At 45.1% G+C, this 21,390-nt stretch carries 22 protein-coding genes and 1 tRNA gene; 9 read left to right on the plus strand and 14 right to left on the minus strand.

Annotation, left to right across the window (positions count from 1 at the left end; all coding sequences use genetic code 11):
• Positions 1-62: 62 nt before the first annotated feature.
• Together BN6465_RS01255 and BN6465_RS01260 are read right to left on the minus strand one after the other, a co-directional pair.
• Positions 63-1,253 (minus strand): zinc ribbon domain-containing protein, encoded by a 1,191-nt coding sequence (locus BN6465_RS01255; RefSeq protein WP_066730927.1) that lies wholly within the window; start codon positions 1,251-1,253, stop codon positions 63-65.
• A 251-nt stretch (positions 1,254-1,504) separates the two neighbouring features.
• Positions 1,505-2,335, minus strand: a complete 831-nt coding sequence (locus BN6465_RS01260; RefSeq protein WP_066730930.1) for an MBL fold metallo-hydrolase — start codon at positions 2,333-2,335, stop codon at positions 1,505-1,507.
• A 193-nt stretch (positions 2,336-2,528) separates the two neighbouring features.
• Between BN6465_RS01260 and BN6465_RS01265 the strand changes: the two genes are divergently transcribed.
• Entirely contained in the window at positions 2,529-3,284 is a 756-nt protein-coding gene (locus tag BN6465_RS01265) for a GTP pyrophosphokinase (RefSeq protein ID WP_082891563.1), read from the plus strand.
• Positions 3,285-3,329: 45 nt separating this feature from the next.
• Here the strand turns inward: BN6465_RS01265 and BN6465_RS01270 are convergent, their stop codons facing one another.
• A complete protein-coding gene (locus tag BN6465_RS01270; protein ID WP_066730932.1) occupies positions 3,330-4,361 on the minus strand; it encodes an asparaginase in 1,032 nt (343 codons plus the stop codon).
• Positions 4,362-4,554: 193 nt separating this feature from the next.
• Between BN6465_RS01270 and BN6465_RS01275 the strand changes: the two genes are divergently transcribed.
• Entirely contained in the window at positions 4,555-5,919 is a 1,365-nt protein-coding gene (locus BN6465_RS01275; RefSeq protein ID WP_066730934.1) for an MATE family efflux transporter, read from the plus strand.
• An 81-nt stretch (positions 5,920-6,000) separates the two neighbouring features.
• Here the strand turns inward: BN6465_RS01275 and BN6465_RS01280 are convergent, their stop codons facing one another.
• A complete protein-coding gene (locus BN6465_RS01280) occupies positions 6,001-6,537 on the minus strand; it encodes an HD domain-containing protein (protein ID WP_066730936.1) in 537 nt (178 codons plus the stop codon).
• A gap of 125 nt (positions 6,538-6,662) precedes the next feature.
• On the opposite strand from BN6465_RS01280, the gene BN6465_RS01285 reads away from it, so the two are divergent.
• On the plus strand, positions 6,663-7,397 hold the full coding sequence (locus BN6465_RS01285) for an SDR family NAD(P)-dependent oxidoreductase (RefSeq protein ID WP_066730938.1): 735 nt from the start codon (positions 6,663-6,665) through the stop codon (positions 7,395-7,397).
• Here BN6465_RS01285 and BN6465_RS01290 read toward each other — a convergent pair.
• Positions 7,394-8,143, minus strand: coding sequence for an InlB B-repeat-containing protein (locus BN6465_RS01290; protein ID WP_066730940.1), 750 nt, complete (start codon positions 8,141-8,143; stop codon positions 7,394-7,396). The genes BN6465_RS01285 and BN6465_RS01290 overlap by 4 nt on opposite strands.
• Before the next feature lie 157 nt (positions 8,144-8,300).
• On the opposite strand from BN6465_RS01290, the gene BN6465_RS01295 reads away from it, so the two are divergent.
• Positions 8,301-8,960: a VanZ family protein gene (locus BN6465_RS01295; protein ID WP_066730942.1), complete on the plus strand. Its 660-nt coding sequence runs from the start codon at positions 8,301-8,303 to the stop codon at positions 8,958-8,960.
• A 21-nt stretch (positions 8,961-8,981) separates the two neighbouring features.
• On the opposite strand, the gene BN6465_RS01300 is transcribed toward BN6465_RS01295, so the two are convergent.
• Both BN6465_RS01300 and truA read right to left on the minus strand, forming a co-directional pair.
• Positions 8,982-9,734, minus strand: a complete 753-nt coding sequence (locus BN6465_RS01300) for an exodeoxyribonuclease III (protein WP_066730943.1) — start codon at positions 9,732-9,734, stop codon at positions 8,982-8,984.
• A complete protein-coding gene (gene truA, locus BN6465_RS01305) occupies positions 9,731-10,486 on the minus strand; it encodes a tRNA pseudouridine(38-40) synthase TruA (protein ID WP_066730946.1) in 756 nt (251 codons plus the stop codon). The genes BN6465_RS01300 and truA overlap by 4 nt, the downstream gene beginning before the upstream one ends.
• Positions 10,487-10,633: 147 nt before the next feature.
• Here truA and BN6465_RS01310 point away from each other — a divergent pair, with 147 nt between their 5' ends.
• Together BN6465_RS01310 and BN6465_RS01315 are read left to right on the plus strand one after the other, a co-directional pair.
• A complete protein-coding gene (locus BN6465_RS01310) occupies positions 10,634-11,374 on the plus strand; it encodes a 3-oxoacyl-ACP reductase family protein (RefSeq protein ID WP_066730949.1) in 741 nt (246 codons plus the stop codon).
• A 102-nt stretch (positions 11,375-11,476) separates the two neighbouring features.
• A tRNA-Ala gene (locus tag BN6465_RS01315) sits at positions 11,477-11,549 on the plus strand.
• Between the two features lie 62 nt (positions 11,550-11,611).
• On the opposite strand, the gene BN6465_RS01320 is transcribed toward BN6465_RS01315, so the two are convergent.
• From BN6465_RS01320 to BN6465_RS01350, 7 genes are all read right to left on the minus strand, one after another.
• Positions 11,612-12,211: a cytidylate kinase-like family protein gene (locus tag BN6465_RS01320; RefSeq protein ID WP_066730951.1), complete on the minus strand. Its 600-nt coding sequence runs from the start codon at positions 12,209-12,211 to the stop codon at positions 11,612-11,614.
• The gene (locus BN6465_RS01325) at positions 12,201-14,606 is read right to left on the minus strand and encodes a hybrid sensor histidine kinase/response regulator (protein ID WP_066730953.1); all 2,406 of its coding nucleotides are present in this window, start codon (positions 14,604-14,606) and stop codon (positions 12,201-12,203) included. The genes BN6465_RS01320 and BN6465_RS01325 overlap by 11 nt, the downstream gene beginning before the upstream one ends.
• A 143-nt stretch (positions 14,607-14,749) precedes the next feature.
• Positions 14,750-15,514: a type III pantothenate kinase gene (locus BN6465_RS01330; RefSeq protein ID WP_066730954.1), complete on the minus strand. Its 765-nt coding sequence runs from the start codon at positions 15,512-15,514 to the stop codon at positions 14,750-14,752.
• 3 nt (positions 15,515-15,517) lie between these two features.
• Positions 15,518-16,189, minus strand: coding sequence for an ECF transporter S component (locus BN6465_RS01335; protein WP_066730957.1), 672 nt, complete (start codon positions 16,187-16,189; stop codon positions 15,518-15,520).
• A gap of 58 nt (positions 16,190-16,247) precedes the next feature.
• On the minus strand, positions 16,248-17,447 hold the full coding sequence (coaBC, locus tag BN6465_RS01340; protein ID WP_066730960.1) for a bifunctional phosphopantothenoylcysteine decarboxylase/phosphopantothenate--cysteine ligase CoaBC: 1,200 nt from the start codon (positions 17,445-17,447) through the stop codon (positions 16,248-16,250).
• 54 nt (positions 17,448-17,501) lie between these two features.
• Positions 17,502-17,951 (minus strand): transcriptional regulator NrdR, encoded by a 450-nt coding sequence (nrdR, locus tag BN6465_RS01345; RefSeq protein ID WP_066730962.1) that lies wholly within the window; start codon positions 17,949-17,951, stop codon positions 17,502-17,504.
• Positions 17,952-18,067: 116 nt separating this feature from the next.
• Positions 18,068-18,340, minus strand: coding sequence for a PRC-barrel domain-containing protein (locus BN6465_RS01350; protein WP_066731119.1), 273 nt, complete (start codon positions 18,338-18,340; stop codon positions 18,068-18,070).
• 191 nt (positions 18,341-18,531) lie between these two features.
• Here BN6465_RS01350 and BN6465_RS01355 point away from each other — a divergent pair, with 191 nt between their 5' ends.
• The 3 genes from BN6465_RS01355 (at position 18,532) to arcC (ending at position 21,348) form a co-directional block, all read left to right on the plus strand.
• A complete protein-coding gene (locus BN6465_RS01355) occupies positions 18,532-19,083 on the plus strand; it encodes a prolyl-tRNA synthetase associated domain-containing protein (protein ID WP_066730966.1) in 552 nt (183 codons plus the stop codon).
• Between the two features lie 16 nt (positions 19,084-19,099).
• Positions 19,100-20,308, plus strand: a complete 1,209-nt coding sequence (locus tag BN6465_RS01360; protein ID WP_066730968.1) for a metallophosphoesterase — start codon at positions 19,100-19,102, stop codon at positions 20,306-20,308.
• 110 nt (positions 20,309-20,418) lie between these two features.
• Positions 20,419-21,348, plus strand: coding sequence for a carbamate kinase (gene arcC / locus BN6465_RS01365; RefSeq protein ID WP_066730970.1), 930 nt, complete (start codon positions 20,419-20,421; stop codon positions 21,346-21,348).
• Positions 21,349-21,390: the final 42 nt, after the last annotated feature.

The following is a 21,390-nucleotide window of genomic DNA, read 5'->3' on the forward strand; positions in this document are numbered from 1 at the left end:
AAGCAGAAGCTCATGGCCTCTGCTTTCTTATACAGTTTCCTGTATCTGTATAAAAACAGCGGTCATACCGCCTGTTTTTCAAAGCTCTTCAGACACTTTCTTCCCAGATTCACAGCAGAATTCAAGTAACGGCTGCCTCTGTGTCCTTCCTTACATATGTACTCTGTGCCATTCTTCTGTATCTTCTGCCCGCAGACTGCACATTTAGAACTAATACCGGCCGCCTCTGTCTCCAGCACTATGATTCCTGATTTCCACGCCTTATATTTCAGTTTCTCTCGAATCTGACCGCTCAAATGAAGCACAGACCAATTCCCAACTGCATTCATTACATACTTTGTATACGTTTTCGAATAAAGAGGAAGCACCAGAATTCCCGCCTGTTGCTCATTACAATATTCCACAATATCTTTACTGAACTTATGAGAGTAATATTCGTTCAAATGTTTCAGCTTCATCCAATATTTTTTATTGCTGTGGTGGCTCTCTTCATATCCGGTTGCTTTTTCGGATTTTTCAATTGCTGTCAATATCTTTTGACACTGACGCTCATACACTGTGCCTCCTTTAAGGAAATGCACAGCACACTGGTTACCCTTTGCATCCAGTATCGCAATGACGGCCAGCCGATCTCGATTAATAAACTGAACCGCCGCTATCTTCTCCTGATCCTGTATCCTGAGCTTTGCTTTTCTTCCATCTGAAACCACAGACTTAACCGGGACATGAAGCTCCGCCTGCTTTTCCTTCAGAACCACCGAGGGTGACAGTTGTTCTTCCCCCTTTGAAAATACATTTCCAGAAATTCGGCAATGTAACCATGTCCACATCTCACCGCTCCAGACTTTCAGTTCCACACTTTTTTCGTTGAGGTTTCTGTACATTCCTTTATAAAATGTTACGGATTTTGTGAATGTTTGTGTTCTTTGCTGCTGCTCGTCTCTTGAGAGATAGCTTTTTCCCGCCGCAATAGCTGCGTTAATTGCCGCCCGGCGAAAATAAAGTGGAACTTTACACCACGGTAGCGGATAGAGGACCTCCTGCTTATCTCTTCCCACAATCGTCAGCTTCTCCAGCTCTCTCATAACTCTCTGGCCGCCCTCTTCATGAAAATCCGACATTTTCAGATACAGATTATAATAAAACGCCAATATTTCATTGTAGAATATCTGGGTCTCGACCAACCAGTCCTGATGCTTTGTACGAAGGATAAATCTTTTCGTTGTTGTTGCATAATAAGTTTTACTTTCCATGCTTCAACATCCTTATTTCCTTTCAATATTTCGTAGAGTATTGTACTCTACGAAATATTTATGATGATTTTTTGTTAGATTTTAATTCAGAGATTCTTTTTGACCTAAAATGTCACCATTTATTGTCAAAAACAATGTTCTGACCTTTACAACAAAATTGACTTGTGTTAAGATAATTAAGAATTTGATGAAAATAAACACAAAAATATCGTGAAGTACAATACTTCACGATATTTTTGTGTCCGTCTTTATTACAGTTCTATCGTCTTCCCCGTCTCCATATACTCAATCCGCTCTCCCAGCGTCTTTTTCATAATCTCATACCCCTTCGTCCCGGTACAATGCCCTGTATAGATATGCTCAATGTCTTCCTCGAGAAGAAGCTGTGCCAGCTTCTGCACTTCACCGTCCGTATAGGCCAGCTGCTCCGGCGTATGTCTCATCAGATGGAAACCACCCAATACGGCATATATACTCTTGTCGGGAAATGTTTCTTTCACTTCCCTTATAATCGTATCAATTCCCGCATGGCTGCAGCTATTTATCAGGACCATCCCCTTTAGGGTGTGGAATACCATGGTCTGTTCGTGCGCAAATGTGTCCGGGCGGTCGCCCTTTGAGGTCTTGACGAACATCCCCGACTTCTGCGTGCGTGCCTCACAGTTGATTTTGTGGGGTATCAGGTAGACTCCTTTCGCCAAAGAGTAATCTCCCCCTATGTAATGAATCCGTTCGGACCACTTCTTCAAAAATCCACGGGGAATGCCGATATATTCCTCTCCCTTTGTCACCATGCTGTAACAATTCTCCTTAGTTCCCGCCCGCAGGTAAAGGCCGGCTCTCGTGTTATATTTCAGCAGCTCGTCGAACCCGCCACAATGGTCATAGTGGGCATGAGACAAGACCGCTTCATCCACCTCCTTTAAATCCACATTCAGGAGCTTTGCATTTTCCATAAATTTAGCGGTGCTGCCTGAATCCAAAAGATATTTCCGGCCGTCATATTCAATGTAAAATGACAATCCATGCTCCGTCTCCAGTTGATCCGGCCCTCTGTTTTCTATAAGAACGACTATCTTCATCTTATCCCTTCTTTCTTGCTCTGTTTGAACTCTAACGAATGAAATACAGTATAGTTATATTCTAACACAAAATGTTCCTTTCCTGTCAAAAATATGTTATGATTGTACATAGAATGCATGGACCGGAAGCCGGCCGTAATACGAATGACAAGGAGGAAAATGCATGGAAACATTAGACTATAAGACAGCCTCAATGGAAGCCGACAATCTTGAGGCCCAATGGCTGAATTCAGAAAATCCGGAAGATTTTATCCGAAATAATAAAAATTTCAACCGGCTGATGATGAAATACCGCTGTGCCATCCGGGAGCTGCAGACCAAGCTGGAAGTTCTTGACGATGAATTTTCCGTTGCCAATCAGAGGAATCCTATCTCTTCTATCAAGTCACGGATTAAAAAACCGGCCAGCATCTACGATAAGCTGCGCCGCCGCGGTTTTCCATTTACAGAGGCAAGTATTGTAGAAAATTTAGATGATGTTGCAGGTGTACGGGTCATATGCCCATTTATCAAAGATATCTATGAAGTGGCCAATCTGCTCACTTCACAGGATGACATTACCGTACTCAAGATCAAGGACTACATAGAGAGTCCAAAGCCCAATGGCTATCGCAGCTACCACATGATAGTTGAGATTCCCGTATTCTTCTCAGAAGGTAAGATGCCCATGAGGGCCGAACTTCAGATACGCACGATTGGCATGGATTTTTGGGCCAGCCTTGACCATCAGCTCCATTACAAAAAGGATATCGGCACCGGAGAAGCAATTGAAGCGATCGAATCCGAGCTTCGCAAGTGTGCAGAGACTGTGAATGAGACCGACCGCCACATGGAAGAAATCAAACGGATGATTGCTGTTTTTCAAACTACAGGCAGGCTGCCGAACGAGACGGTCAGCCAGCTTTCGGCCTATAGCTTAGACGGCCGTCCGCCATTGGAACATCGATAACAAAGAAAAGAGGCCCACCCGCTCATTAGGTGGAACCTCTTTTCTTTATTTAAAGGCCTTTTCTGCTTCAATACGCTTGGAGAAAAGAATATCGTGATTAATTTTTGTGAAAAACTTTTCCCGCATACTCTCATAGTCTGTCTCCGGCAGAGCCATAAGCCACATCAGCTTAGTGATAGTCGCCTCCAGCGTCATGTCATATGCTTCCATCAGGTTAAAGTCCTGCTTCACTTTCTTCCCCACTTCATAGACCGTCATGTTACTTCCTTCATTCGCCACCTGAGTAGTCATAACGACCAGCTTGCCCATAGCCGTCCACTTCTCCATCTCGGCGTAAAATACCTCTAACAGATTCTGTGGAATCCCGCCTACTCCAAAGCTCTCAATGACAAGACAGTCATAATGCTCGAATAAATAGGGAAGAATATCCGGCTTCATTCCCGGAATCAATTTCAATACATAAACGCTGTCCTTCATATCATAATAAAAGCGCACGTCTCCCTCACAGGGCGCCTCTGAAATATAGCGGACCAGCATGCCGTCCTGAATAACTGCAGGATACGGAAAATTAATGCTGGAAAATGCATTGTAGCTTTTCGCACGCTCCTTCTTTGCGCGGGTGCCCACTATGACCTTCCCGTCAAATACGATATTCACATTCTGCGACTCCTCGTCCGCCGCATAGATAAAACTATCCAGCAGATTTGTCTTCGCATCGGTCACATCCATGTTGATAGGCTTCTGGGCTCCGGTAATCACAATCGGCTTTCTTGAATTCTGAATCATGTAGGACAGGGCCGCCGCCGTATAAGCAAGCGTATCTGTCCCATGGCAGATGACAAATCCGTCATAGCTGTCATAATACTTTTCTACCGCCTCCACCATAAGCTTCCAATGTTCCGGCGCTACGTTGGTGCTGTCCAGATTGCACACCTGAATCGTGTGAACCTCACATACATCCTTGACTGCTGGTATGTAGGAAAGGATGTCCTCCGGCGATAAGCCCGGCGCAAGCCCCTGTTCCGTCTGCCTAGACGCTATTGTTCCACCCGTTCCAATCATTAAAATCTTTTTCATATGTTCTCTCCCTGACATTTCGTATTACGGCGCTGTATTCCCCAGTCCAGAACCGTTTTCCTTCTATATTTTACTATATCCGCCTCCATTCCACAACCCGGGGCTTTTGAAATCCAAAAAAATCTCTATAAAAATAAAAAACGGGATAGGCAAAACCTACTGGAAATGATATACTGGTTCGGGGTGTTTTACTATGAGAGGAAATATTGATTTACTGCACGGTCCTATTTTTCCGTCACTGACCAAATTAGCTCTGCCCATTATGGCGACTTCCTTTGTTCAGATGGCTTACAATATGACCGACATGATATGGATTGGACGTATCGGAAGCGGCGCTGTCGCCGCCGTAGGAGCTTCCGGTATGTATATGTGGCTTGCCAACGGCATTGCCACCATGCCTAAAATGGGCGGACAAGTGAAGACTGGCTATTCCATCGGCGCGGATGACTCTGAGGGAGCGGCATCTTATGCTAAGAGCGCGATTCAGATTGCCATATTTGCCGGTATTTTATATGGAATTATCGCTCTTCTGTTCTCCGGGCCTTTGATTGGCTTTTTTAACCTGCACAGCGGTGAGATTATCGGACAGGCTGAAATCTATTTAAAAATAACCTGTGGATTGGTGGTATTTTCTTTTACGAACCAAGTACTGACCGGAATCACCACAGCTATGGGTAACAGCCGTATCTCTTTTCTGGCGACCACTGCAGGCCTGATTATTAATATAGTACTGGATCCGGTTTTGATTTTCGGTGTGGGACCGTTCCCCAGAATGGGCGTTACCGGCGCCGCCATTGCAACAGTTATCGCACAGATGATTGTCACTGGCGTTTTCGCAGTTTACGCCATGCATGAGACCACGCTCTTTTCCCACATACATCTGTTGAAAAGACCGGAGGCCTCCCACATAGCAGAGATTGTTAAAATAGGGTTTCCGACTTCTATCCAAAGCATGACATTTACCGGAATCTCTATGATTCTGACAAGACTTGTCACGAACTTTGGAGACGCCGCCATCGCGATACAGCGTGTAGGCTCACAGATAGAGGGGATTTCATGGGTCACGGCCGAAGGCTTCGGAGCGGCGGTCAATTCGTTCTTAGCCCAGAACCTTGGGGCGAGAAGCCGCAAACGAATCGTGAGCGGTTACCGCGTCTCCCTGACCGTCACTTTCTTCTGGGGACTGATGTGCACTCTTGTGCTGATTCTCTTTCCAGAACCTATTTTCCGGCTATTTATCCCGGAGGCAGAACTTCTCCCTATGGGTGTCAGCTATTTGAAGATTCTCGGACTGTCTCAGCTGTTCATGTGCGTTGAACTGACGACCGCAGGCGCTTTTGCCGGACTTGGCAGAACTGTTCCACCGTCAATCGTAAGCATCGTCTTCACAGCCGCAAGAATTCCTTTGGCATTTCTTCTGGCGGACACTGTACTTGGTCTGAACGGTGTCTGGTGGAGCGTTTCTATCTCGAGCATTGTCAAAGGCTTCCTGATATGTATATGGTTCCTGTACTTTTTGAAAAAACAGCTGCATATATCTACCGATGAAGAAATATAATCTAGAATTGAAAATATGCTTTACCCGCATTGTTTTCTATAAAGAACCGGACGGCCTTATGGGCCGTCCGGTTCTCTTTATCTATTCAAAATTTTTCTGAATCAAAAGGCAGTACTCTTCAAATGCCGGCGTCTCCGCAAAGCTTTCCCGAAGCGCATCACGCACCCCCTTATAATACCAGCCTATCATTTCCTTATCTTTCATTCGGAAACGGTTCCACAGCTCCTCCCCGCAGACAGGATAATCCCTGTCAATATCCCGCATATTCGATAACTTGTCCGCAAGGCCAATCATCTGGACTTCGTGGGGCGCATGCCTCATATGCTCAATTGTCGCGCCTTTTCTTTCTAGCCATGACTTAGACTTGTCTTCACTTTCCTGTGCGACAAACGACGCGACACGCTGCGAAAATAATCGGGCAAGCTCTTCTGCGGTCACCTCCTCACAGTCTTCAATCGTATCGTGCAGTATCGCTGCACTGATGGCCTCTTCATCCCGGGTCATGGAAGCCACAATATCCCCGACTTCTATGGGATGCACAATATACGGTCTCTTCGTTCCTTTGCGGAACTGTCCGTCGTGTACTTTGGTTGCGAATTCGATGGCTTTGTCTACCATGATATTCCTCCTCGTATCTACTGCAGAATATATTTTATTTCTACATCTATCATATCATCTGGCACTTTAAATAACAACAAATAACGTGTATAATTAAAGAGAATAAAAAGAGGAGACTATAAGAGATGAATAAAAAAACTGTTCTGATTACAGGAGCTTCCCGGGGTATCGGAAAGGCCACCGCCCTCCTTTTTGCCGCCGGAGGATATCATGTTTTTCTGAACTGCAGGAAAACTTGGAAGGATCTGCATCAAGTAAAGTCGCAGATCGATTCCATGCAGCTGGGTTCATGTGAGATTGTCACCGGAGATGTGGGTAATCCCGAAGATGTGAGAGGTATATTTGATGTGATTTCGCTCTCATGCGCCGGGCTGGATGTTCTGATAAACAACGCCGGCGTCGCTTATATGGGACTTCTATCAGAGATGAGCGATGGAGACTGGAGCCAAGTCATAAGCACAAACCTCTCCTCCGTCTTCTACTGCTGCCGTCAGGCTATCCCACATATGGTCAAAGTAAAGAGAGGCCGCATCATCAACGTCTCCTCCATGTGGGGAACTGCAGGCGCTTCCTGTGAGGCCGCATATTCCGCATCAAAATCAGGCATACACGGCTTGACCAGAGCCCTTGCCAAGGAGCTTGCGCCCAGCAATATTCAAGTAAACGCCATCGCCTGCGGAGTCATCGATACCGCGATGAACCAGACACTTGATGAGACGGAAAAAGCCGCCCTCCGGGAGGAGATTCCAGCCGGAAGATTCGGCACTCCTGACGAGGCGGCACAGATGATTTGGGACATTGCCAACGCCCCTGAATATATGACGGGGCAGATTATTGGATTCGATGGAGGCTTTCTTTAAGCCTCCTTTTTCCATTTTGCATAAAGTGTAATTTCTGCTGCAGGCTTGTCCTTCCGCTGCAGATTACTCAGAATCTTCGTGCTCTCGTCCACCTCCGTATTCAGCAGTTTCTCCAATTCTTTAAATTTGCCTTTTTCCGCTAATTTCTTTGTCTCATCGGCTCTAACTTCCCCGTTCTTTGTCTCTATGTACCATCCTGCAAAACGATATCCTTCCCGCACCGGTTCCGGCATCACCCCTTCGCTCAACGCCAAACTGTTGCCGTATATTGTATAATCCGTGCCATACCGGCCGGAGACCTGCTTACTGTCTCCTTTATTTTGCAGTTTTGCACCGTCTCCCCTAGTATTCTTAAGCACAACATTCCCTAAATATGCTGTAGAATCTTTTGCTCGTCCCTTCTCCACTTCATCTTCCGGTATCTTCCCCTTCAGTGCGTCATAATGGATAATCGTATAAGGCGCCCAAACATAAGCCGTACCGAACACCTTGCTCTCCAGCCCTTCTCCATTTTTGTCGAACCGGAATCCATAGTGGTATTCTTTCCCGGCATAATAGTAGGTAAAGTATCCGGGAACCCCCGCAGGCGCTCCCACTTCTCTGTTCAGTGATTTATGGAGGTGAAAACGGATTAGTTCCACTCCCTCCGGATATTCCTCTGCATTTACCATACTGCTCGATGACATGCATAAAAACATGACTATCATGCACAAAACTGTGAGATATACATATTTCCTTTTCTTCATACTTCCCCTCCCCGCACAGACTATTACTATAATAGTGTATGTGGACAGGCCTTTAAAAAGAACTACTTTATTCCTAATTATTTATTAAGAATTTCTACAGAAAATGCCAAGCTTTATCCGTTATTCTTTTAGTAAGCTATTTAAAGGAGGATTATCTATGTTATATTCTGTTTTGTATTCATTAGGCGGTGCCTGTACCGATTTTTTGAAATCTCTGCTGTTGTTTGTCCCTCTGGAAATCATTTTTATATGCTATGCCAGAAAGCGCCGGTATCATATATCCGCGCGCCATATCACAGGCGTCTGCTTTTTTCAGCTTCTCCTGCTTTTCATATTTATACTCACAGGTGTCCCTTCACTGCGACAGCTGTTAGAAGATGGCCTCTATTTTTGGCCTGACTCTTTAAATTTAATTCCTTTTACTTACATAGGTGAAGATGTGGTTCCATATATTTTGAATATTGTTTTATTTATTCCTTTTGGTTTTCTGTGCCCTCTGCTTTGGAAATCAAAACGATTCTGGTATCGGACGGTGCTTGCCGGCTTCTCACTCTCCTTGTTAATCGAAGTAAGCCAGATTTTTACATTCCGTGTCACAGATATAGACGATCTTTTAATGAATACACTGGGAACATGCATCGGCTTTTTTGTCTTTGTCCTCTTCCGAAAACTGGCCCCCTACCTTTCCAATGCCTTCGCTTTGGAAAACGGAGGTGGCTTCCCCGTTTCTAAAGCATTAAGACGCGAGCAGCCTATATTAGTTACACAGGCTTTCCTCAGCTCTTTTGTTCTGCTCCCGTTCTTGGCAGCTTATTAATAACAGACATTTACCTGTAGATTATCTCATGTCCAATTCTACCGGACAGTGGTCGGAGCCCAGTACATCGGTCAATATTTTGGCGTCTTGAATGCGCCCCTCTAATGCCTGAGAAACGCAGAAATAGTCAATGCGCCACCCTGCGTTCTTAGCGCGGGCGCTAAAGCGGTAAGACCACCAGGAATAGATTCCCTCCATGTCCGGATAGAAGTAGCGGAACGTATCAATAAAACCACCCTCCAGAAGTTCCGTAAACCGTGCCCTTTCTTCATCCGTGAACCCCGCATTTTTCCGGTTTGTCTTAGGGTTCTTTAAGTCAATCTCTTTATGCGCTACGTTTAAATCTCCGCAGAATACCACAGGCTTGGCAGCTTCCAGCCCTTTCAAGTAAGTAAAAAAAGCCGTTTCCCACTCCATCCGATAATCAAGACGCTTCAGTCCGTCCTGAGAATTCGGGGTATACACTGTGACCAAATAGAAATCCTCGAACTCCAGTGTTATCACACGTCCTTCTTGGTCATGCTCTTCAATGCCGAGACCATAGGCTACGCTTAGCGGCTCTACCTTCGTAAATACAGCCGTCCCCGAATACCCCTTTTTCACAGCATAATTCCAATATTGGTGATATCCCGGCAATTCTAGCTCCAACTGTCCCTCCTGCATCTTTGTCTCCTGAATGCAAAATATATCAGCATCAGCCTCTCTAAAAAAATCTAAAAATCCTTTCTGCACACACGCGCGAATCCCATTTACGTTCCACGAAATCAACTTCATATCTGTTCCTCCATTTTTTCATAGTATACCTGCTTCAAAAATAATCCTCTTGCCGGAGCCGGAAATCCCGCCCAAGCCCTGTCTCCCGCCGCAATAATCACGGGTATCTGTGACGGGTACTTTTCCCCAGTCCCCATCTCCAGAAGGGTTCCTGTCAAAATACGTACCATATGGTATAAAAATCCTTCCCCGGTGAAAGAAAGCTTTATCTTCGATGCCTCCTTGACAATCTGTATATCATAGATTGTGCGGATGGTATCCATATTTCCCTTCAAATCTGTAAAGCTCTGAAAATTATGAGTGCCAATAAGAAGCCCGGCCGCTTCCTGCATCAAATCTATATTTAATTTCTTCGGAAAATGAAAGCAATATTTCCTCGTAAATACATCCGGTTTCTCACGTGTATCTATATAGTACTCATAGCACTTGGCCACGGCGCTCTTCCTTGCATGAAAATATCCCTTCATCTGAACAAGGCCTATGATCCGTATATCTTCTGGAAGCTGATTATTTAAAGCCGGCCAGACAAAAGGAATGTCAATGGCTTCTTTAAGAACCACGCTTGCCTCTTGGGCAAAAGCATGCACGCCGCTGTCGGTACGCCCCGCGCCACTGATATGAACACTATATCCCAATATCTTTCCCAGCGTCCATTCTATGATGCGCTGTATGGTGTTGTCTGTATTCATCTGTCTCTGCCAGCCCTGATATCTCGTGCCGTCATAAGAGATGGTTAATCTGTAAGTATACATAAACTTCCTCTCTGCCATTTCATTTTCCATTAATTGTTAATATATTCACATTTTAAATAATACATGTTATAATAAGATTACTGCAAGAAGAATGAGTGCGGCAGCATAATGCTCCCGTACTCATTATAACACATTAAAGGAGGTTTTATGATGTTAAAAGGAAAAACTGCCGTAGTAACCGGCGGAACACGCGGAATAGGTTTCGCGGTCGTAAAAAAGTATCTTGAGAATGGCGCCAATGTTGTCTTGACGGGTTCCCGGCAGGAGACGGTAGACAAAGCTCTCGAACAATTAAAAGAATACAAGGACCGTGTAATGGGCATCTGCCCCGATCTTGCCAGTCCCACCGAAATCGAGGCAGCATTTGCTAAGGTGACAGACGCCTTTGGAAGCTTGGATATCCTTGTGAACAACGCCGGCATTTCCGCCAGAGAAAGTATTTATGACTACAGTCCGGACGACTTCACTAAAATTCTTGACTTGAATCTGAAGTCAGTATTCATCTGCTCACAAGCCGCCGCTAAAATCATGAAAAAGCAAGGCGGCGGGGTGATTATCAACACAAGCTCCATGGTAAGCCTATATGGACAAGCTGCCGGCTGCGGATATCCCGCAACAAAATTTGCCGTGAACGGTCTGACAAAATCTCTGGCCCGTGAACTTGGACGAGATCAGATTCGTGTCAATGCCGTTGCTCCAGGTGTGACCAAAACTGATATGGTGGCTGCGCTTCCCACAGAGATGGTGGAACGTATCTCCTCGACCATACCACTCGGACGCGTGGGTGAACCGGACGAAATAGCGGATGCCTTCCTCTATCTGGCAAGTGATATGGCCAGCTATGTCACAGGAGCTATCCTGTCCGTGGACGGGGCAGCAATGACCTAAATTCTATAACAAAAAATTATAAATTCTCGGCAGGAAAGTCTTGTGTTTTTTGCTGAACATGATAGAATATATTCTATACGGGAGTCATACCGATTCCCGTGCGGGGTATTGGCGCAGTTGGGAGCGCGCTTGAATGGCATTCAAGAGGCCACGGGTTCAAGTCCCGTATACTCCATTTTATTATGGATTTAGAAATGGAGATAAGCCCTCTATTCGGTGTGAATAGGGGGCTTATCTTTATTTATCTACCACAGCTTCTATCATATCCACTATATGCTCAATTGTCATTTTGCTGCTGTCCACGCACACATCATACTGTCCTATATCATCCCAGCGTTCATCTGTGTGGTAATTATAATAGTACCGGCGCTCTTTATCTATCTTCTTGACCAGCGCCTCCGCTTCTTTTTCTCCGATGTCCGAACGCTCCATCACTGTTTTCACACGCTCGCTATAGGGCGCATATATAAACACGCTGAGATGTTCTTTCATATCCCGCAGCAAATAGTTAGCGCATCTGCCAATAATAATGCACGGCTCTTTATCGGCCAAATTATAAATCAATTCAGATTCTGCCTGAAACAGAACATCATTCATCGGCTCATACCGATATTTGCCCTGCATCTGATAAGCATCCTCCACAGGGTAACGCCATTTGCTCGCCGCTTTTTCATCCACTTTGATCAGCTCTTCATAAGGAATATCATAATTTTTTTGTACTAGATGCAATAAATCTTTGTCGTAAAAATGAACTCCAAGCCGATCTGCAAGCACTCTCCCGATAATCCTGCCGTTGCTCCCATATTGTCTATTGATCGTGACTATCCTATGTTTCATGTACCATACCTCCTTTTCCCCGTTTCTGCCTCCTCCATGAGCAACATTTGCGAAGTACGTTTTTTAACTTCTCCATATCTACAGGTTTTGACATATGGGATGTCATCCCCGCCATTTTTGAGCGTTTAACATCATCTGCAAATGCATTTGCTGTCATAGCAATAATAGGTAATTCATCTATACAAGGCTTACCGGAATTTCTGATTGCTTCTGTCGCCGCATAACCGTCCATAATAGGCATCTGAATATCCATAAAGATAATGTCATAATAATATTGCGGCTTTTCCATAACTGTCAAAACTGCCTCCCTGCCATTTTCTGCGATTTCCACATCGGCCCCCAAAAGAGTCAGCATCTCTTCTGCAATCTGTTGATTCAGCTTGTTATCTTCTACAAGTAGAACCCGGATACCCTCAAATTCCTCATCAGGCAATGAAGACTCATCCACTATGCTTTTGGACAATTCCTTCTTTTGTAAACAAAGGGTGATGGTAAAACACGAGCCTTTTCCGTACTCACTTTCTATCTGTATATCTCCGTCCATCATGCTAATGATATTGTGTACGATCGTCATTCCTAGCCCCGTACCTGATATTTGGCTGTCTCTATAATCCTCCGCACGGCTGAACGGCTCAAAAATGTGCTCCAGATAGTCTTTGCTCATGCCAATTCCGTTATCTGCAATGACAAACTGATACGTGCCAAACTTCTTTTCTTCTTTCTTCAACTCGTTTAAAGAAAAATGGATTTCTCCGCCTGCCCCGGTATATTTGGACGCATTTTCCAGAATATTGACCAAGACCTGTTTAAGCCGTGCTTCATCCGCCAAAACAATCCGATACATTTCCTCATCAATATCTATAGAAATATTCTGCTGCTTTTTCTCGGCAACAGGCATCACTATAAGTACTACTTCCCGTGCAAGGCGCTCCAAATCCACCTCCTGTTCATACAGTTCTAATTTCCCACTCTCTATTTTACTGACGTCCAACACCTCATTAATTAAATTTAAAAGATGTCTGCTAGAAACTTCTATATTTTCCAGATAATCATTCAGTTTCTCTTCGTCATTCGAATGAAGCTTTGCAAGGGTAGTCATTCCCATGATAGCATTCATAGGAGTTCGTATATCATGGCTCATTCTGGATAAAAATTCGCTTTTTGCAATATTAGCTGACTCTGCCTTGCGCAGTGCCTCTTCTAAAAGCTCTTTCGCCTTCCGTTCCTTTTCAAGCTCTATTTCCTGTTGACGGCGCTGTTCATCTATATTTTTTGATAAAGTAATCTCCAGCACATCCTCATTGTAAGGATTATGTACCTTCACCACCTGCGTAGAATTCCAGTGGTAAATGCCGTCATCTCCCAGCTGCCGGTGTTCAAGGCTTACCTGTCTCTCACCTGCTTCAAACGCTGTCAAAAGTGCTTCTCTTGAAAACTTTCTTACGAAGTCGCTCCTTTGTTCCGGGTGAATGGTGGACGCCCCTATCTTGATCAGCTCATCAAAGCATCCTTCCACGGGAGCTTTTTTTGTGTCAAAACGGTCATACTCCAACATATAGTAAGTATTCTGTGTGAGATTTGCAGAAATCAGCATCTCATATGCCCCTCTGGCCGCTGTCGCCAGCTGTTCTATCTCCATACTGCGTTTCTGTTCCTGAAGGAATTCTTCATTCACATCACGATAGACGAGAACACCCCAATATTCCTCCTCATCGTAGCTCTTGATTCTGGCCGCCGTAAATTCCACCATGTGATAGGTGCCGTCGCCCATCAGCCTTCTCATCTTTTTAATAATATGCTGCCTGCCCATCTTAAAATTGGCCAGCATAGCTTCCCTTGTAAAATATTTATTGAAAATATGTAAATCCTCAGGGTGTACCGCAGCAGCCGCATACCTTTGATTCATACGGGCAAAATCCCCCCGCTCGGGAATCGCCTCCCACACCTCATCCTTCTGACAGTTTACATAAAAGTCTTCACTAAGATTTACAATGATGCACTCACCAAATACCGTCACCAAGCTTCGTAAATACATTTTTTCGATTCGTCTTGGCTCCCGCTGTTCCTCATGGTTCATCTTATGGGGCATGACGATAATCGCATACGCCGGTATTCCATCCCATATCATTTTATTTGCCACAATATCCACGACCTCACCGAACGGATCGTTATAATGAATCCTGTGATTTGATTCTTTTTCACCGATGGCCAGTAACGGACAGTCTTCACAGGTCCCTGCCCAGACATCATCGCACCGCCTGCCGATTTCAACATCCGGCGACACCTCTTTTACCCGCTTATTGTAATAAAGGAGCCGGTGTGAATCTCTCTCTATAACATAGATACCAGCTTCTGCCAATGAATCCAGCATGACAGCCAAATTATTGTTCTCCATTCTCCTCACTCCTCTTTCAGAACTTATTTTGTGTGTCAATTATGCTATTTATTCTTTTATTATAACTAATATTGTCTGATATTTCCACAATATAATCTTAATATCCAAAACAGGAGCGGCCTTAAAAGCCGCTCCCGTCTACTTTATCTATTTTTATTATAAATTACCCTTAATCCCTTCAGCATTAAGTCGTCATCCAGAATAATCGGCATCTTACAATATGGTATTATCTTTTTAGCCAGTCCTCCCGTTGCTATGGACGTAGCCTTCTGTCCCAGTTCCTCTTCTATTCTCTGAATCAGCCCGTCCACACAGGCAGCGTTGCCATGGATCATACCACTCTTCATACATTCAATCGTATTCTTCCCGATGAGCCGTTTAGGGGCTTCCAGACTGATACCCTGAAGCTGGGATGTATTGGCCGTCAGTGCGTTCAAGGAGACTTGCATCCCCGGGAAAATCATACCGCCAATATAGTTCTTCTTTTCATCCACTACGCAGACTGTAGTTGCGGTTCCCAGATCAAAAATAATCAGCGGCGCTTGATATTCGGATATCCCAGCGACTGCGTCCGCGACCAGATCGCTCCCCAGCTGGGCCGGATTGTCCATCAGAATATTCAGGCCTGTCTTCACTCCGGGCCCTACTACAAGGGCTTCTTTCTTGATAATCTTCTCGGCCGCTTCTTTTACTACATCTGTAATCTGAGGAACTACAGAGCTTATGATAGCGCCTTCAATATCCTCCATGCAAATTCCGTGGATTTCCAAGACCATCTTGATGTCTATCGCATACTCCAGCTCCATCTTCGTGCGGACTGTGGAGAGGCGCTCAATAAAATAAGTCTTTTCATCGTCTATGCATCCGATAACAATATTGGTATTGCCTATATCAATCGCTAAAATCATATTCTACACTCCTAATCTTTCCTGTACTCCCTTTCTCATCAGTGTCTTTCCAAGAATGAGGGTGATAACTGCGGCCACTATAGCCTCGGGCACTCCGTTGATTCCGATAATGCCAAGTATAAATTTGTAAACGGCACTTGCCGCCACACCATTGGCAGACGCGTAGGCATCTCTGAAGAAGAAGAAAATCAGGTTCATGACAAGCAGCGTGTTGGTAAGTGCGCCGGCAAGTCCTGCCGCCACAAGCCCTGCGGATGATACGCCATCCTTTTTAGACATTTTTCTAATCAAGTGATATACATAGAATGGTACGACACCGATTAAGATTCTTGGCAGGAAACAGATGATAACACTCCCGATTCCTCCGCTGTACTCTCCTAAATTGTAAAATGGTGTAAATACAAATGACGTGACGGTGGGGTTAATCGTATTATTGATAAAACTGGTGAGTCCGAAAACGCCTCCCAGTACCGCCCCCTTCTTTGGCCCCAGCATCAGTGAGCCAATGATGACCGGAATATGAATGATGGTAGCCCTCGTGAATCCAAGCGGAATATACCCGATAAACGGTGTATACGCAAGTACTACAATGATGGCTGAAAAGATTGCCAGCTGAACCAGTCCTCTGGTCTTTGCCATAGATGTGCCTCTGTTAACTGTTGTTGTTTTGTTCATGTTGTTTTCCTCCTGTTACTATTCTCTTTCTCGAGATACAATACATTTGGTTGACGGGTTACTTATTCAGTTGTTGTAAAACTTTATCCAGAATGCGGTTTGCAGTCTCCTCTTTGCTTAACAGTGGGAGCTGAATCTCCTCATCCCTCGTAATCAAGGTTACCAGATTGGTGTCCCCCTTGAATCCGGCGCCAGCATCTTTCAAATTATTTGCCGCCACCATATCTAGGTTCTTTTTCTCCAGTTTTTTCCTTGAATTACTGACCATATTTTCTGTCTCCATGGAAAAACCACACAGAAACTGTCCCGGACGTTTGTGTTCCCCTAAATATTTTAGGATATCGTCCGTCTTTTCCATCTGAAGAGTCATCTCTTCTCCGGATTTCTTCACCTTTTCTTCTGCCACATGTGCGGGTCTGTAATCTGCGACCGCCGCCGCCTTACACACAATATCTGCCTGCACTGCCTCTTCTTTGACCACGTCGAACATCTCTTTAGCCGTTGTCACCGGAATTACCTTCGCAAACAGAGGCTTGGCAATCTCCGTAGGCCCGGTCACGAGAGTGACCTCGGCCCCCCTCGCCGCGCACACTTTGGCGATGGCGTATCCCATCTTCCCCGAGGAGTGGTTACTAATGAACCGCACCGGATCGATGGATTCCCTTGTGGGCCCAGCTGTCACCAGCACTTTCTTCCCCGCCATGTCCTTCTCAAAAGCAATCGCATGGTATATATATTCAAATAAAACATCCGGCTCCGGCATCTTACCCGCCCCGGTGTCCCCGCAGGCAAGATATCCTTCGGCAGGCTTGATAATCTGGTATCCGTATCCTTCCAAAATCCTCAGGTTATCCTGTACTACTGGATTCAGATACATCTCCGTATTCATCGCCGGCGCTATAATCTTTTTCGTCTCTCTGCAGGCCATCACCGTAGTTGTCAGCATATCGTCCGCAATCCCGTGGGCCAGTTTCCCTATGACATTGGCAGTAGCAGGCGCAATCATCACAACGTCCGCCAGCTTGGCAAGCGCTACGTGTTCCACACTGAACTCAAAATTCCTGTCAAAGGTATCTATCAGGCATTTATGCCCTGTCAGCGTCTCAAATACAATCGGATTGATAAAATTGGTCGCATTCTGTGTCATAATGACCTGTACATCATACCCGTTCTTTACAAGCATGCTGGCAAGACTCGCCGTCTTATATGCCGCAATCCCGCCGGTGACTCCCAGCACTACGGTTTTTGCATCTTTCATAAAGCTGCTTCCTTTCCTGCCTTGTTTCCCCTGCTTCCATTTGGGAAATCAAGTCTAACCTAGTATTTTCTTTAGTTCTGCCATAAAAGTATCTACGTCTTTGAACTCCCGGTACACCGACGCAAATCTGACATAAGCCACCGCATCCAGTTCTTTCAGCCGTTCCATAACAATCTCCCCGATGATACTGCTTGGAATCTCCTTTTCCTCTCTGCTGAAAATGTCTGTTTCGATAGAATCGATAGTTCTCTGGATATCCGCTGCCGAAACCTGACGTTTATAGCACGCGCGCAGAACTCCGCCTTCAATCTTAGCCCTGTCATACTGTTCCCGGCTGTTATCTTTTTTGATAATAATCAGCGGAATGGTCTCTACTTTTTCATAAGTTGTAAAACGCTTTCCACAAGTGTCACAGGAACGTCTCCTCCTGATTGAATTACCGTCTTCCGCAGGTCTGGAATCGATTACCCGTGTGTCGTCATTTCCGCAATATGGACACTTCATCTCATATCCTCCTTCAACACCAGCTTTTCACACAGCTGTGATATCAGTTATAGTATAAATGCTCGACATTTACTTGTCAAACGAAAAACAGTCTTGTCTACAACTCTATTGTTCTATTATTTACACTTCTTCAAGCATTTTTCCTCACAGATTTCTACCAGTATAATATCCGGCCCAAATTTGCGAATACATTCGAAGGGAATAATGTACTCTGCGTCATAACCTAAAAACCCGCATATTCTCCCCGGACCGGGCAGAATAATCGCCTCCACACGGCCGTCGCACATATTTAAAATCACATCGGTCACACAGCCAAGCCGTTTGCAGTCGCAGGCATTGATGACTTCCCTTTCTCTTAAGTCACAGAACCGGACAATCCCTTTTTCCATCTCTGTCACGCCTTTCAAAACCTTCTTATTCTCTATTATATGGTTCTTAACGCCAGAAAGAAAGTTGTCTTTTTCTTAAGAAGTGTTTCGGGATTCTTTCATATTTTTTAAAACAAATTCTCTTGAAAAGCTAAACAGTCATGTTATGATATATTCATATATTTTATGATAACTAACCGGAGGACTATATTATGGGAAAGATTTTTATCAATGATACACATTTTACGAGCAGGCCAGACTGCACCGGCCGCCTTGCAAAAGAAATCCGCGTCTACGATATGTTGGACAAGCTTAATATTTCATATGAAGGGGTCGACCATGATTTCGCGGATACCATCGAGGACTGCGAGGATATAGACAAAGCTCTTGACACGAAGATCTGCAAGAATCTGTTTTTGCGCAACCGGCAGAAGACCACGTTCTTCCTTCTGATGATGCCGGGGGACAAACAGTTTGTCACTAAAGATTTATCTCATCAACTCGGTATCTCCCGTCTTTCTTTTGCTGAGCCGGAATATATGGAAGAATTTCTTGATATCACACCGGGTTCTGTCAGTGTCCTTGGCCTGATGAATGACACCGATGAGGCTGTAGACCTTCTAATCGATGAGGACCTGCTTCAGAATGAATACATTGGCTGTCATCCCTGTATCAACTCGACCAGCCTTAAGATTAAAACAGAGGACATTCTGAAAAAGTTTTTAAAAGCAACCGGACATTCCTACCACGTAGTGCGGCTGTAGAAAGGGATTCTTACAAATGATTGCCATTTTATTATCTCCACTTTACCTTCTTTTAAATTTTTACATTCTGCGTTGGCTTATTCGCTGGATGGGCGCCTGCCACCATCATTTTAAGAAAAAATGGCCCCGTATAACCGTCATTGCCCTATATATATTTGTGTCTACGTCGCTCCTTACCGCATTTTTTCTGCCGGCCGGCAATCTCCGCCGTTTTATGAAACTGCTGAGCAACTACTGGCTCGGAACTCTGCTGTATATTATTCTCACGGTAATCATCGCGGATGTCATCCGTATGATTCTGCGGCGTTCTAAAAAGATAAATCAGGAAAAGTTACGTTCCCGCCGGACATTTGTGGCCTCCGGCACCGCCTGCATTATCATAATTGCCGCCCTTAGTATCTGGGGCGCCGTCAACGCCGGGGTCATACGGACAACCGGCTATGAGGTTACGGTCAACAAAAAAGCCGCCGGTATGGATTCTCTGAATGTCGTACTAATCGCGGACCTTCACCTTGGTTATAATATCGGAACTCCTCAAATGAAGCAGATGGTGAAAAAAATCAACCGCCAGAACCCGGATTTGGTGGTGATTGCCGGAGACATTTTCGACAACGAATATGACGCTCTGGACAATCCCGAAAAATTGATTTCTACTTTGAAGGGTATTAAAAGCAAGTACGGTGTCTATGCCTGCTACGGAAACCATGACATCGACGAAAAGATTCTGGCGGGTTTTACTTTCAGTCAGAAGGGCAAAAAGAAAATGAGCGACCTGAGAATGGATGAATTCTTGGAAAAAGCCGGAATCAGGCTGCTCTCGGACGAGTATGTACTGATTGACAATTCTTTTTACCTCTACGGACGTCCCGACTATGAGCGTCCCGGACGTGGAATCACTGCCCGGAAAACACCGAAAGAGCTGACTGCAGGCCTTGACCAGTCAAAACCAATCCTTGTCATAGACCATGAGCCCAAGGAGCTGCAGGAATTAGCCGACGCGGGCGTGGACGTTGACTTGTGCGGCCATACCCATGACGGCCAAATGTTTCCCGGCAATCTGACTATCAAACTACTCTGGGAAAATGCGTGTGGATATCTAAAGAAAGATGATATGCATAATATCGTCACATCCGGCGTCGGACTCTTCGGTCCCAATATGCGCGTCGGAACGAAAAGCGAAATTTGTCCAATCAAAATAAATTTTGCAGGCTCAAGCACCCCATAGTATACTGTGGGGTGTTTTGATTCCTTCATGAATCTATTGCATTTTCCTCTGAAAGATAATATAATTTTTCTATAAATGTAAGAAAAATCTGAGAAATAGAGGTAAATCATATGAAGAAAAAAGTTGTAGTTGCACTTGGTCATCGAGCCCTCGGTGCCACACTTCCGGAGCAGATGACTGCAGTGAAGAAAACTGCGGTTTCTATCGCGGATTTGGTAGAAGAAGGATATCAGGTCGTCATTACTCACAGTAATGCACCGCAGCTCGGTATGATCCACACTGCTATGAACGAGTTCGGCAAGACACACGAGGATTACACTCCCGCTCCTATGTCAGTCTGCTCCGCTATGACACAAGGATATATCGGATATGACCTTCAAAACGCAATTCGTGAGGAACTTCTGAACCGCGGCATCTTCCGCACCGTCAGCACTGTCCTCACACAGGTTACCGTAGATCCTTACGATGAAGCATTCTACACTCCGACTAAAGTGCTGGGACGTATCATGAATGCGGAGGACGCGGCTGCAGAGCGCAAAAAAGGAAATTATGTCGTAGAAGTTCCGGGACAAGGCTACCGCCGTGTTGTGGCGTCCCCGAATCCCGTAGATATCGTAGAAATCGACGCTATCCGCACACTCGTAAATGCAGATCAGGTGGTCATCGCCTGCGGAGGAGGCGGTATTCCTGTTCTCCAGCAGAACAATCATTTAAAGGGCGCCAGCGCCGTAATCGAAAAAGATCTCACCGCCGGGAAGCTGGCTGAGCAGATTGACGCAGACGAGCTGATTATTCTGACAAGCGTAGAAAAAGTATGTATCAATCTGGCTGCTGACAACGAAGAAAAGTTAGGCCAGATTTCTGTAGAAGAAGCGAAAAAATATATGGACGAAGGTCATTTCGGCGCTTATAATATGCTGCCGAAGTTCCAAGCTTCCGTTGCCTTTATCGAGAACCGTGAGGGCAGGAGCGCTCTGATTACATCTTTTGACAAATTGAAAGAAAGTCTCAAAGGACGGACAGGAACCGTCATTAAATAGCGATTTTCTAATGTTATGAAGAAAGTCCGTGCAGCTATAAGC

It is taken from the genome of Bariatricus massiliensis (assembly GCF_900086725.1).
In the GTDB taxonomy this organism is placed as follows: domain Bacteria; phylum Bacillota; class Clostridia; order Lachnospirales; family Lachnospiraceae; genus Allocoprococcus; species Allocoprococcus massiliensis.

Coding starts and splice junctions, on each gene's coding strand:
- arcC (WP_066730970.1), top strand. CDS start 20,419: ATGAAGAAAAAAGTTGTAGTTGCACTTGGTCATCGAGCCCTCGGTGCC.
- BN6465_RS01355 (WP_066730966.1), top strand. CDS start 18,532: ATGGGAAAGATTTTTATCAATGATACACATTTTACGAGCAGGCCAGAC.
- BN6465_RS01335 (WP_066730957.1), bottom strand. CDS start 16,189: ATGAACAAAACAACAACAGTTAACAGAGGCACATCTATGGCAAAGACC.
- BN6465_RS01265 (WP_082891563.1), top strand. CDS start 2,529: ATGGAAGCCGACAATCTTGAGGCCCAATGGCTGAATTCAGAAAATCCG.
- BN6465_RS01310 (WP_066730949.1), top strand. CDS start 10,634: ATGATGTTAAAAGGAAAAACTGCCGTAGTAACCGGCGGAACACGCGGA.
- BN6465_RS01320 (WP_066730951.1), bottom strand. CDS start 12,211: ATGAAACATAGGATAGTCACGATCAATAGACAATATGGGAGCAACGGC.
- BN6465_RS01270 (WP_066730932.1), bottom strand. CDS start 4,361: ATGAAAAAGATTTTAATGATTGGAACGGGTGGAACAATAGCGTCTAGG.
- BN6465_RS01360 (WP_066730968.1), top strand. CDS start 19,100: ATGATTGCCATTTTATTATCTCCACTTTACCTTCTTTTAAATTTTTAC.
- BN6465_RS01285 (WP_066730938.1), top strand. CDS start 6,663: ATGAATAAAAAAACTGTTCTGATTACAGGAGCTTCCCGGGGTATCGGA.
- BN6465_RS01280 (WP_066730936.1), bottom strand. CDS start 6,537: ATGGTAGACAAAGCCATCGAATTCGCAACCAAAGTACACGACGGACAG.
- BN6465_RS01300 (WP_066730943.1), bottom strand. CDS start 9,734: ATGAAGTTGATTTCGTGGAACGTAAATGGGATTCGCGCGTGTGTGCAG.
- BN6465_RS01350 (WP_066731119.1), bottom strand. CDS start 18,340: ATGGAAAAAGGGATTGTCCGGTTCTGTGACTTAAGAGAAAGGGAAGTC.
- nrdR (WP_066730962.1), bottom strand. CDS start 17,951: ATGAAGTGTCCATATTGCGGAAATGACGACACACGGGTAATCGATTCC.
- coaBC (WP_066730960.1), bottom strand. CDS start 17,447: ATGAAAGATGCAAAAACCGTAGTGCTGGGAGTCACCGGCGGGATTGCG.
- BN6465_RS01325 (WP_066730953.1), bottom strand. CDS start 14,606: ATGGAGAACAATAATTTGGCTGTCATGCTGGATTCATTGGCAGAAGCT.
- BN6465_RS01295 (WP_066730942.1), top strand. CDS start 8,301: ATGTTATATTCTGTTTTGTATTCATTAGGCGGTGCCTGTACCGATTTT.
- truA (WP_066730946.1), bottom strand. CDS start 10,486: ATGTATACTTACAGATTAACCATCTCTTATGACGGCACGAGATATCAG.
- BN6465_RS01260 (WP_066730930.1), bottom strand. CDS start 2,335: ATGAAGATAGTCGTTCTTATAGAAAACAGAGGGCCGGATCAACTGGAG.
- BN6465_RS01255 (WP_066730927.1), bottom strand. CDS start 1,253: ATGGAAAGTAAAACTTATTATGCAACAACAACGAAAAGATTTATCCTT.
- BN6465_RS01290 (WP_066730940.1), bottom strand. CDS start 8,143: ATGAAGAAAAGGAAATATGTATATCTCACAGTTTTGTGCATGATAGTC.
- BN6465_RS01330 (WP_066730954.1), bottom strand. CDS start 15,514: ATGATTTTAGCGATTGATATAGGCAATACCAATATTGTTATCGGATGC.
- BN6465_RS01275 (WP_066730934.1), top strand. CDS start 4,555: ATGAGAGGAAATATTGATTTACTGCACGGTCCTATTTTTCCGTCACTG.